Origin of the sequence: Sphingomonas sp. Leaf10 (assembly GCF_001421245.1) — a bacterium.
Lineage (GTDB): Bacteria > Pseudomonadota > Alphaproteobacteria > Sphingomonadales > Sphingomonadaceae > Sphingomonas.
This window is the reverse complement of the sequence record NZ_LMKE01000010.1, coordinates 1-12,054: the sequence shown is the minus strand read 5'-3', so window position 1 is coordinate 12,054 and position 12,054 is coordinate 1. Positions and strand designations below refer to the sequence as shown.

Here is a 12,054-nt window from a genome sequence, read left to right as displayed (position 1 = left end):
CCAGCCAATCGCGTCGCCCCGTTCGCGGACCGCGCGCACCAGTGCCGACAGCGGCGGGCGCGGTCGTTCGGCCAGCGGCGGGTCGCCGGGCGTGGCGTGCGCGTGGCGGTGCGGCAGCAGCCCCCGCCGCGACAGCGCGACCATCCGCCCGGCAAACCCCCGTGCCTCCAGTGTCAGCACGACGTCGACCATGGTCAGCCCGGTACCGATCAGCAGCACGCAATCCTCGTCGCCGAGCCCGTCCGTCGCCCGCGCCGCCCAAGGATTGCCGACATAGGCGGGCGATCCAGCGACCGCGTCGAGCCCCGGCGGTACCTGCGGCGCGAGATTGCCGACCGCCAGCACCGCGACATCGGCGACGACCGTCCGCCCGTCGTGCAGGCGAACGGTGCCGCCGTCGCAGTCCACCGCCTCGCCTTCGACGATCGTCAGTCGGTCGGGCGCCGCTGCCTGCGCGCTGGCCAGCAGGTCGCGCAGATACGCGCCATAGGTCGCGCGCGGCACGAAATCGGCCGCGCCCTGCCCGTCGCCGCGCTCGGCCAGCCAGCGAACGAAATGATCGGGCCGGTCGGGAAAGGCGCTCATATTGGCGGCGCGGACGTTCAGCAGATGGTCGGGCTGCGCCATGCCGTACGCAACGCCCTGCCCGGCCGCGCCGCCGCGTTCGATCAGCGTCGCGCGCGGCCCGTCGTGGCGCAGCAGGTTGATGGCGAGCAGCGTTCCCGAAAACCCCGCGCCGATGATCGCGACATGGCCGATCATGCCGCATCCCCCTCGCGCCGGCGGAAGCTGCTGGCGTCGATGCCGTGGCGCTGTAATCGGTCGTACAGGCTGCGGCGCGGCAGTCCCAGCGCCTCGGCCGTGGCGGTCACGTCGCCGCCCGCCTGTTGCAGCGCCTCGCCGATCATCGCCGCCTCCAGCCGCGCGAGCCGCTCGGTCAGCGACAGCCCCGCCTCGCCCGGATCGTCGCGGGTAAGCGCCAGCACGGTCTGCACCGCGAAGTTGCGCAGCGCGCGGACATTGCCGCGCCACGGATCGGTCATCAGCCGTGCCTCGACCTCGGCGGTGATCGCGGGCACCGGCCGGTCATATTGCGCGGCCACGTCGCGCAGGAACCATGCGAACAGCATCGGCACGTCGGCGCGGCGTTCGCGAAGCGGCGGGATGCGCAGCCGGATCGTCTCCAGCCGATAGAGCAGATCCTCGCGGAACCGCCCGCTCGCGACCTCTTGCGCTAGGTTCGCCTTGGCGGCGGCGATCACGCGCAGATTGACGACGCGTGGCGGTTCGCGGCCATTGGCGGGCAGTTCGCGCTCCTCGATCACGCGCAGCAGCTTGCCCTGCACCGCGCTCGACATGCTGTCGATCTCGTCGAGGAACAGCGTACCGCGATCCGCCTCGGCGATGCGCCCGCCGCTGCCGCGCGTGCCGAACAATATCTCGTCGACCAGATGGTCGGGCAGCGCCGCGCAGTCGACCGACACGAAGCCGTGGTTGCGCCGCTTGCTCCAGCGATGCAGTTGCCGCGCCGCCAGCTCCTTGCCGGTGCCGGTCTCCCCCTCGATCAGCACGTCGACGTCGATCTGCGCCAGTTGCCGCAGCTTGTCGCGCAGCGCATCCATCGCCGGCGTCGTCCCGATCAACGGATAATCGTCCTCCGCCGCCGCATCGACCGAGGCGCGCAGCCGCCGGTTTTCGAGCACCAGCCGCCGGACCTCCAACGCGCGGCGAACACTGGCGATCAGGTGGTCGGCGGCAAAGGGCTTGGCGATGAAGTCGAACGCCCCGTCGCGAATCGCCGCCACCGCCATCGCGACCTCACCATGGCCAGTCATCAGCAACACCGGAATTTCGCCGTCGCGCGCGCTGACCGCCTCGAACACGGCATGGCCGTCCATCTTGGGCATGCGGATGTCGGTGACGACGATGCCCGGAAAGTCGGGCGTGACGCGCGCCAGCGCGGCGGTCGCGTCGGCAAAGTCCGCCACCTCCAGCCCGGCAATGGCGAAGGAATCGACCAGCGCCGTCCGCAGCGCATCGTCGTCATCGATCAGCAGGATCATCGCCCGTCTCCTTCTGCAATGTCACCCGGAACGTCGCGCCCGACGACGACGGCACCACCGTCACCACGCCGCCGAATTCGGTGACGATGTCGCGCACGATTCCCAGACCCAGCCCCAGCCCATCGGCCTTGCCGGTGACGAAGGGTTGGAAGATGTCGTCGGCGATCGCCGGATCGATGCCGGGGCCGTTATCGGCAACGGTCAGCAGCACCCGATCGCCGGACGGTTCGACCTGCACCGCGACGCGCGGATCGGGCGTGCCCTGCACCGCCTCCAGCGCATTGGTCAGCAGGTTGACCAGCACCTGTTCGAGCCGCACCCGCCCGGCGCGCACCATCGGCTGCCCCGCAGGCGGCAGGTCGAGCGCCACCCCGGTCATGCGAAACCGGTCGCCGACCAGCAACAATGCCCCCGCGATCACCGCGTCGAGCGGCACCGGGCCGACCGTTCCCTTTCCCCGCCGGGCGAAGCGCCGCATCTCCTGCGTGATCGCGCCGATCCGCGCGGTCAGGTCGACGGTCGTCTGCAGGTTCGCCGCGACGCGGTCGATCCGCCCGCTCGCCAGATGATGTTGCGCATTCTCCGACAGCGTACGGATCGTCGCCACCGGCTGGTTGATCTCGTGGACGAGGCCCGCGGTGATCGACCCCAGCGACCCCAACCGATTGGCCTGCGCCAGTTCCTCGCGCGCCTCGCGAAAGCGACGGTCGATCGCGGTCCGCTCGGCAATCTCCGCGCGCAGTGCCGCGGTCCGCTCCGCCACCGCCTTTTCCAGCGACGCGCGATAGCGGGCCGCCTGCGCCGCCCGGGCCGAACGCCACAGGAACAGCGCAAGCAGCGCGGCGATCGCCAGCGACGCGGCGATCGTCGTCAACCGCGCCAGCGCCGCCGCATCGCGCAGCGTCCGCTGCGTGGGCACGACATGCAGCAATTGCCACCCGCTCAGCGGCATGGCGACCCGCGCGAGCAGCAGGTCGTCGCCGCCCGGCCCCCGCGCCATATCGGCGCCGAAGCGATAGCGACTGGGCGACAGCGGTGCATTGCCGAACTGACCGCTGCGGGCGATGTCGGCCCGAATATCGGCGGACAACGGTCGGGTGATCCGGAATCGTTCCTCGGCATCGGTCGCGAACAGCACGATGCCCCGCCCGTCGCTCACCAGCGTCTGTCCCGGATCGCTCGACCATGCCCGGGTCAGGTCAACGAACTCGACCTTGACGACGATCGCGCCCGCCGGGTCGCCGGCAGTGCCGATCCGGCGCGCGAGGAACAGGCCCGGCCGGCCGCTGACATTGCCGACCGCGAAATATTCGGCCGCGCCCTGCCGCATCGCCCGGACGAAATAGGGTCGAAAGCGATAGTCGCGCCCGACAAAGCTTTCCGCCGTGCCGGCATTCGATGCCGACACCGTCATTCCGTCGCGGTCGAGCAGATAGATGACCGGCGCCCCCGTCCGCGTCGCCAGCAGCGCCAGCTTGCCGTTCATGCGCGCGGTCGCCGCCGGATCGCGCCGCTGCAGCGTATCGAGCAGGTCGGTATATTCGCCGAGCACGATCGGCAGCAGCCGGAATTTGGCGAGGTCGCTGGCGAACAGTCGCGCCTGTTGCCGCGCCGTCCGGGCGGTATCGTCCCGTAGCTCGGCAAGGCCCGATCGTTCGAACCAGAGGAACGCCGCCAGCCAGATCATCCCGATCGTGGCGATCGCTACGATGATCCCGGCGATCAGCGTCGTCCTGCGGTACAGCCAGCCCATGCGTGCAGGTTATCGCACGGCGTCCCACGGCGCCATGCGAATTTTTGCGCGAATCCGCCGCGCAAATATGCTGCCCGGAGTTTATAACTGTATTTTTCAGTATGTTATCATAACACGAAAAATGGTTCGGAGAATGGCCGGCATGGGTCATTCTATGACCCGTAGTGCGGCAACAATGTCGGCACGGGCAATCTTGGGAGAGATGCTGTGGCCTCCATACCCCATTTACCGGCCGCGACCGGTCCGTCGACTAATTCGCGCCTAAAATCGATCATCGGCGGATCGACCGGCAATTTGGTCGAATGGTTCGACTGGTACGTCTATTCCGCCTTCACCCTCTATTTCGCGCCGCATTTCTTTCCGTCAACCAGCCAGACCGCACAGTTGCTGAGCGCCGCCGCCGTCTTTGCGATCGGTTTCGTCATGCGACCGATCGGCGCATGGATCATGGGCATCTATGCCGATCGCCATGGCCGCAAGGCCGGGCTGACGCTGTCGGTGACGTTGATGTGCGCCGGGTCGCTCATCATCGCCTGCACCCCGGTCTATGAATCGATCGGCCTGCTCGCCCCGGCGCTGCTGGTGCTTGCGCGGCTCATGCAGGGCCTGTCGGTCGGCGGCGAATATGGCGCCAGCGCCACCTATCTGTCGGAAATGGCGGGCAAGGACCGGCGCGGCTTCTTCTCGTCGTTCCAATATGTCACGCTGATCTCGGGCCAGTTGCTCGCGATCCTGCTCCTCCTGCTGCTGCAATCGGTGATGCCGAAGGCCGAGCTGGAAGCATGGGGCTGGCGCATTCCGTTCTTCGTCGGTGCCGTGCTCGCCGTCGTCGTCTTCTACCTGCGCCGCGGCCTTGCCGAGACCGAAAGCTTCAAGAACGCGAAGAAGACCGATGCGCCGAAATCGGGTTTCCTGATGCTGCTGCGCAACCACCCGAAGGAAACCGCGCTGGTCATGCTGCTGACCGCCGGCGGCACGCTCGCCTTCTATGCCTATTCGATCTACATGCAGAAGTTCCTGGTCAACACCTCAGGGTTCACCAAGGAAACCGCGACCCAGATCAACGCGATCACCCTGTTCGTGTTCATGCTGTTGCAACCGATCGCCGGCGGCCTGTCGGACAGGATCGGGCGCAAGCCGTTGATGATCGCCTTCGGCATTGCCGGGGTGCTCTTCACCTATCCGATCTTCAGCGCGCTCGAACAGACCCGCGACGCCGTTACCGCCGGATTGCTGGTGATGGCCGCGCTCATTATCGTCACCGGCTATACCTCGATCAACGCCGTGGTGAAGGCCGAGCTGTTCCCGGCGCATATCCGCGCACTCGGCGTGGCGCTGCCCTATGCACTCGCCAATACGATCTTCGGCGGCACGGCGGAATATGTCGCGCTGAAGTTCAAGGACGCCGGTTGGGAGCGTGGCTTCTACTGGTATGTCACCGCGATGATCGGCATCTCGCTGGTCGTGTACCTGCGGATGCGGGATTCGGGAAAGAACAGTCTTATCCAGGAGGATTGATCAGCGTTTCCGATCTCCTTCCCCCTATGGGCGGCGAGGCAACTCGCCGCCCATCTTGTATGGGGGCGACGACCGGCCGACATGGAAGCGATGCGTGCGTTGCTCCCCTGCCTGTTGCTGCTGACCGCTGCCTGTAACGGCGGCGCCGCGCCCTCCCCGCAACCCGAAGCCACTGCCGCGACGCGCGGGCTGAACGCTTCGGCGATGCAGGCGACCGTTGCCGATGCGCAACGCCTGCCACGACTACGATCGCTGCTGGTCCTGCGCGACGGCCGGACACTTACCGAACGGGTATTCAACGGCGGCCCGGCGCTCGACCGGCCGGTCAACATCAAATCAGCGTCCAAATCGGTAATGTCGGCACTGGTCGGCATCGCCATCGCGCGCGGCGTGTTCACCGGCGTCGACCAGCCGGTGCTGCCGATCCTGCGCGCCGACGCGCCGGCCAATCCCGATCCACGGTTGGCCCGGGTGACGATCGGCAACCTGCTGTCGATGCAGGCCGGGCTGGAGCGGACCTCGGGCGAATATTATGGCCGCTGGGTGTCCAGCCCCAACTGGATCCGCTTCGCGCTGTCGCGGCCGTTCGTCGCCGATCCGGGGGCGGACATGCTGTATTCGACCGGATCGACCCATCTGCTTTCGGCAGCACTAACGAAGGCGAGCGACCGCAGTACGCTCGCCAATGCGCGCGACTGGCTGGGCGAACCGCTGGGCATCACAATTCCGGTCTGGCCGGCCGATCCACAGGGCATCTACTTCGGCGGCAACGAGATGCGGTTGTCGCCGCGCGCGCTGGCCCGGTTCGGCGAACTCTACCGGCTCGACGGGGTGGTAGGTGGCAAGCGCATCCTGCCGGCGAACTGGGTGCGGACCAGCTGGACGCCGCGTGCAACATCGCCGTGGAGCGGGCAGGCCTATGGCTATGGCTGGTTCCTGACCGAGATGCGCGGCCATCCGGTGCGCTTCGCATGGGGCTATGGTGGGCAGATGGTGTATGTCGTCCCCGACCTGCGATTGACCGTCGTCATGACCTCCGCCGCCGACGCCCCGCGCGACAATGGCCATATCGAGGCATTGCACCGGCTGGTGGCCGACGGGGTGATCCCAGCGGCGGAGGCGGGGGCCGGAATGCCACCAGCAAGTGCAACCGTTCGTCCTGGGTAGCCATTGAGCTTGTCGAAAGGGCGTATCGAAGGACTGCCACAGATGCTTCGATACCGGCCTTCGACTTCGCTCAGTCCGTACTCCGCACAAACGGACTTACACCGCGTCACAGGCTGACGATCGCCTTCAGCACGCTGTCCGCCTCGTCGATCAGCTGCGGCATCCGGGTCGGGGCCTCGTCGATCGACAGGTGATGCGTGGCGATGCGATCGGTGGCGATCCGGCCGCTGCGGATGCTGGCGATGACATGGTCGAAATCGACCGACAGCGCGTTACGGCTGGCGCGCAGTGTAGTCTCGCGCTTGTGGAATTCGGGATCGGCGAAGACCAGATCGTCCTTGCAGACGCCGACCAGCGTATAGTCGCCGCCATGCGCGACATAGGCGAGGCCGGCGCGCATCGCCGCGATATTGCCGGTGGCGTCGAAGACCTGATCGAACATCTCGCCATCGGTCATCGCCGCCAGCGTGTCGGCCAGCGTCGCATCGGCGACCACCGTTTCGTCGAACCCAAACTGCGCGCGGGCATAGTCGAGCCGCTGCGCCCGCGTATCGGCGAGCACGATCTGCTCCGCTCCCGCGATCCGCGCGAACAATGCGGTACCGACCCCGATCGGCCCCGCCCCGACCACCAGCACCCGGTCGCGCGAACCGACCCCAGCCCGCCGGACGGCGTGGGCACCGATCGCAAGGAATTCGACCATCGCCGCTTGTTCGAGGGTGAGGCCGGTCGCATCCACCACCGCCGCCTCGGGCACCGCCAGCCATTCGCATAGACCGCCATCGACATGGACACCCAGCACGCGAATTGCTGCGCAGCAATTGGGTTTGCCGCGCCGGCACGCGCGGCAAGTGCCGCATGGCAGATACGGATTGACCGTCACCACCTGCCCGACCGCAAACCGGCTGCCCGCCGGCGTCTCGGCTACCTCGCCCGCCAGTTCGTGACCGATCAGGCGGGGATATTCAAGGAACGGGTGCTTGCCGGCATAGATGTGATAGTCGGTGCCGCACAGACCGACCCGCCGCATCTGCAACAGCACCTCGCCCGCCGCCGGACGGGGCGGTTCGCGGGTTTCGAGGCGCAGGTCGAACGGATCGGCACAGACGAGCGCCTTCATGCGGTCAGCCCCCGCCCCGACAGGATCAGCGCGACGCCGATCGGATGGCGCGCGGCCGGCGGCAACGTCACCTCCAGCGCGTCGCCGGTGCGCCTGAACGCCAGCGGCGTGGCCTCGCCCGCCAGGGTGATGCGATGCACCTCGCCGGTCAGCGTCGGATCGTTGCTGCCCAGCAGCGTCATGCGCACGACGTTATCGTCGGGCCAGCCGAGCACCAGCGCGTGCAGGTCGTCGCCACGCGTAGCGTAGCGGACGTCGCGCGCGCCATAGGGCGACTTCGGGCCACCTTCCGAAAACAGCCCCTGCCCGGCCCTGGTCGGCCCCTCGCCGAACCGTTTCCACGGCCGCGTCGCATAGATCGCGCTGCCGAAACGCTGCATCCAGTCGCCGATCTCGCCGACGATCCGCTCTTCCTTCTCATCGATCGTGCCGTCGCCGCGCATCGGCACCGACAGCATCAGATTGCCGTTTTTCGACACGACATCGCACAAAGTATGGATGACGGTGGCCGCCGACTTGTATCCGTCGCGTGCCGCCAGATCGGCGTCATAATGCCAATTGCCGATGCAAGTGTCTGTTTGCCAAGGGAAACGTTCGATATAGCTCTTGCCGCCACGTTCAACGTCATCGACAATTCCCATACGCCGCTGCGGCGGCGTCGTCTTGGCGGTGACGACGGCCTCCAGCCGGCCGCCGTTCCACGCCATCGACTGGTTATAATACCATGCGGTCAGGTCCAACCCGTGCTGTTCCAGCGGCAGGTCGAAATTGTCGAAATAGACCATGTCGGGGCGGTGCTGCTCGATCAGGTCGCGGCAGCGGAGTTCCCATTTGCGCGCGAAGTCGCTGTTGGCCGGCACCCCTTCGGTCCACAACCGGTCGGTGGCCTCGTGCCATAAATCGGCTTCGGCGCGGGTCCGGATGCCATCGGGCATCGGCATATGCCGCCCGGTATAGAGCTGCTGCGGGTCGAGGCCGTCCCACCATTTGCCGCGCCCCTGCGCTGCGGTCAGCTTGTACGCATCATAGCGCTGGCCCGCGCGTGGCCCGTCCGGGTCATAGCCATAGGCCGGCTGGTTCCAGTGCCACGCATGCGCCGAATGGTTCGACACCCCGAAGCGCAAGCCTCGCTCGCGCGCCAGTTTCGCCCAGGTTCCGACGATGTCGCGCTTCGGCCCGACCCGCGTGGTGTTCCACGCATGATCGCGCGACGCATAGGCATCGAGATTGTCGTGGTGATTGGCCAGGGCCATGAAATAGCGGGCGCCGGCTTTCTTGTAGATGTCGAGTAAACGGGCGGGATCCCAGCGGTCGGCCTTCCACAGATTCTGGATTTCCATGAAGCCGCGATCGGCGGGGTGGCCATAGTGTTTCAGGTGATGATTATAGGCGCGGCTGCCCGGCAGATACATGTCGCGCGCATACCAGTCGCCCGCCTCCGGCACGCATTGCGCGGTCCAGTGCGCCCAGATGCCGAACTTCGCATCGCGGAACCAGTCGGGCGCGCTGTAGCCCGAGGTCAGCGACGCCCAGTCGGGGGTGAAGCGCGCCGGCGGCGGCACCTTCAGCGCCCGGCCCGCGCCCATCGGCGTCGGCTGGGTCGGCACCGCCGATGCCACCGCCGGGGCCATTGCCGCGGCGGCCAGACTGCCGCCGATCATCTCGCGCCGCGTCGCCTTCATCATTCTCTCCTATAGATCGAGGTTCAGCCGATAGAAGCGATCGGCGCTGCGTCCCCAGATGTCGCGTCGTTCGTCGTCCGACAGGGACGACAGCAATGCGGCATAGGTCGCCAGCGTCGCATCGAGTCCCGCCGCCAGCCGGTCGGTCGGAAAATTGGTGGCGATCATCACCCGGTCGGGACCGAACCGGTCGATCACCTCACCGACGATCGGCGCGAGTACCGCGCGGTCGAGCGCAGGATCGACGAACCCTGCCCCCGACAGCTTGATCGCGGCATGCGGCAATTCGGCAAAGGCGATCAGCCCGCGCCGCCATTCCTCCAGCCCGTCGGACAGGATCGGCAGGCCAAGGTGATTGAGTACCACCGGCACGTCCGGGTGCGCGCGCGCCAGTTCGACAAGACCGGCCAGTTGCGGCGGGAAACCATGGAAATCGAAGCTGAGCCCATATTTACCGAGCAATCCATAGCCGCGCGCCCAGTCCGGATCGCGGGTCAGGTCATGGTCATAGGCACGGCGCGTGGCATCGCGCGGATGCCAGTTGATCAGGTGGCGGATACCGCGCACGCCCGGTTGCCCCGCCTGCCACGCCAGTTCGGCCTCGACATCCGCCCGGTCGAGCGCGACGCGCGCGACGATCGCGCTCGGCAGGCCATCGGCCGCCGCTATCCCGGCCAGCCAGTCGGTCTCGCCCCGCCCCTGATCGGGATGTGCACCGGCATCGACATGGACCGCACCGACCGGGTTCCATGCCGCCGTCTCGCGCCGGTAATCATCGATGCGATAGTCGGAGGCGATCGCCGCCTGCGCCGGATCGTCGAGCCACGGATAGTGCAGCACGCCATGGTCCCACAGGTGGAAATGCGCGTCGACGAAAGGCGGGCGATGGTCGTCGCCTGCGGTCACCGCCGTCCCTGTTGCTGCCGACGCATCGTCGCTGCCTCGCCCACAGGCCGCTTGCACATGCGCGACCTTTTTATCGGTGCGATCCTAATTCGCGAAACGGCCCGGTGGCAAGCCGTCAGTCGTCCGCTGGCGACAATGCGGCGGCGCGATCCTCGTACATGCGCTGAAACCGGGCGTGCAGGGCGCGGCCGGCGTCATCGCAGCGTTCGCCCTGCCGCCGATGCTGGTCGGCACGCTTGAGCAGATAGTCGCGGTCCTCGGGTTCGGGGACGGCATGCGGCTGGGGCGGAGGCTGGTTGGGCATGACCAATCCTACCCCCGCCACCACGTCCGCCATATCGTGCAGAACTACCGCCGGTCGGGTAGATTTGCGTCAGCTACCTACACGAAACAGCTTCGGCGCGAACTGGTTGAGATAGCTGCGCCAATTGCCCCACACATGCCCACCCTCGCTTTCGACATAGGTGTAGCGGATGCCGTATCTGTCGAGCATCGCCCGCGTCGGCGCGACCGTGCCGTAGAGGAAATCGGTCTTGCCCATGCCGTACCAGACGAGCTTCATATTCTTGGCCGACTGGCGCAGCCCGGCGGCGTTGCGGGTTTCATAGTCGGCGATTTCCTTCGCCGGGTCCTGCAACCCCAATCCCATCGAGAAGATGCCGGCATAACGGAACAGGTCGGAGCGCGGCAGGCCGAAATTCAGCGTATGCGCACCGCCCATCGACAGCCCGGCCATCGCCCGCATTTCGGGCTTTGCCACGGTGCGATAGCTGCGATCGATCAGCGGGATCAGATCGGTCGTCAGGTCGCTGCCGAAATCGGTGTTGACCAGCATATTCTGGTTCGGCCGCATCGGCGTATGCCCGGCGGGCATGACGACGATCATCGGCACGGCCTGTCCGGCGGCGATCAGATTGTCGAGGATGTAGTGGGCATGGCCGATGCTGGTCCAGCTATCGTCGCTGTCGCCGGCACCATGGACCAGATACAGCACCGGATAGCGTCGCGCATCGCCGGTATAGCCCGGCGGCGTATAGACATGCGCGCGCCGCTTCATCCCCAGGCCGTTCGACCAATATTCGACCGTGCTGACCACGCCGTGCGCGACGTCCTTGCGATATTGCTGAAATGCGGCGGCGGGGCCGGGCACCTCGAACACACCGGTCAGGCCGGTCACCTGTTCGGACCACATCGTACCACGCGGATCGGGAACCGGCGCGCCATCGACCTGAAAATTGAAGCGATAGGGCGAGGCGGGTACCGCGCGGCTGGTCGTACCGGTCCACAGGCCCGTAGCGTCGCGGGTCAACACCAGTCCGTTGACGACGCCGTCGGTCGCGCCACCGGGGATCAGGTCGCCGAGATCGGGACTGATGACCTTCGCTTCACGCGCGAGCGGTGCGCACAGCCGGAAGGTGACGCGGCCATCGGGCAAGACTTCGACCGATTTATAGGGCGCCTGAAGATCGAGCCAGCTTTTGGGCAGGCAGTTGGCGACCGGTGCGGCAGGCGCCGGCGTCTGCGCCGATGCGACCGCCGGCCATAGCCCCAGCGCCAATATTGCGAGCGAAACCCGTGCCTTCATCCATCCCTCCCCTTGCTTGTTACGTGCATGGTTGGGGAAAGGCGGCGTTCGTGCAACGGAAATTTGGGGCGGTGCGGCGTCCGGATCGTTGGTTTTCGCGTGGGCAGACTCGCGGGCGGGGTCGGGGCAGTCCGATAACCGACGTTGGCGGTTATGGACTTCCGCCTTCGCGGAAGCGACGAAGGGGAATCTACGTCGGTTCAATCGAGGTTCGCTGGCGTCTCTATCTCTCCCCTCCCTGGAAGGGAGGGGCTGGGGGC

Annotated in this window: 10 protein-coding genes; 2 read left to right on the top strand and 8 right to left on the bottom strand. The window is 66.9% G+C overall.

Features of this window, described 5'->3' with window-relative positions:
- The 3 genes from ASE59_RS20635 to ASE59_RS09170 form a co-directional block, all read right to left on the bottom strand.
- Positions 1-762, bottom strand: a 762-nt coding sequence (locus tag ASE59_RS20635; protein ID WP_235515706.1) for an FAD/NAD(P)-binding protein, incomplete at its 3' end; no start/stop codon positions are given.
- The gene (locus ASE59_RS09175) at positions 759-2,063 is read right to left on the bottom strand and encodes a sigma-54-dependent transcriptional regulator (RefSeq protein WP_056455345.1); all 1,305 of its coding nucleotides are present in this window, start codon (positions 2,061-2,063) and stop codon (positions 759-761) included. The genes ASE59_RS20635 and ASE59_RS09175, both read right to left, overlap by 4 nt.
- Positions 2,044-3,816: a sensor histidine kinase gene (locus tag ASE59_RS09170; protein ID WP_056455343.1), complete on the bottom strand. Its 1,773-nt coding sequence runs from the start codon at positions 3,814-3,816 to the stop codon at positions 2,044-2,046. Before ASE59_RS09170 ends, ASE59_RS09175 begins: the two co-directional genes overlap by 20 nt.
- Before the next feature lie 216 nt (positions 3,817-4,032).
- Here ASE59_RS09170 and ASE59_RS09165 point away from each other — a divergent pair, with 216 nt between their 5' ends.
- The gene (locus tag ASE59_RS09165; protein WP_056455492.1) at positions 4,033-5,334 is read left to right on the top strand and encodes an MFS transporter; all 1,302 of its coding nucleotides are present in this window, start codon (positions 4,033-4,035) and stop codon (positions 5,332-5,334) included.
- Between the two features lie 90 nt (positions 5,335-5,424).
- Entirely contained in the window at positions 5,425-6,501 is a 1,077-nt protein-coding gene (locus tag ASE59_RS09160) for a serine hydrolase domain-containing protein (protein WP_056455490.1), read from the top strand.
- Between the two features lie 106 nt (positions 6,502-6,607).
- Here the strand turns inward: ASE59_RS09160 and ASE59_RS09155 are convergent, their stop codons facing one another.
- The 5 genes from ASE59_RS09155 to ASE59_RS09135 form a co-directional block, all read right to left on the bottom strand.
- A complete protein-coding gene (locus ASE59_RS09155; protein WP_056455341.1) occupies positions 6,608-7,621 on the bottom strand; it encodes a zinc-binding alcohol dehydrogenase family protein in 1,014 nt (337 codons plus the stop codon).
- Positions 7,618-9,303 (bottom strand): alpha-L-fucosidase, encoded by a 1,686-nt coding sequence (locus ASE59_RS09150; RefSeq protein WP_056455488.1) that lies wholly within the window; start codon positions 9,301-9,303, stop codon positions 7,618-7,620. The genes ASE59_RS09155 and ASE59_RS09150 overlap by 4 nt, the downstream gene beginning before the upstream one ends.
- Before the next feature lie 9 nt (positions 9,304-9,312).
- Complete coding sequence (locus ASE59_RS09145) at positions 9,313-10,209, bottom strand: amidohydrolase family protein (protein WP_056455339.1); 897 nt, start codon at positions 10,207-10,209, stop codon at positions 9,313-9,315.
- A 115-nt stretch (positions 10,210-10,324) separates the two neighbouring features.
- Entirely contained in the window at positions 10,325-10,513 is a 189-nt protein-coding gene (locus ASE59_RS09140) for a hypothetical protein (RefSeq protein ID WP_056455337.1), read from the bottom strand.
- Between the two features lie 69 nt (positions 10,514-10,582).
- Complete coding sequence (locus tag ASE59_RS09135) at positions 10,583-11,794, bottom strand: alpha/beta hydrolase (protein WP_056455335.1); 1,212 nt, start codon at positions 11,792-11,794, stop codon at positions 10,583-10,585.
- Between the last annotated feature and the right edge of the window lie 260 nt (positions 11,795-12,054).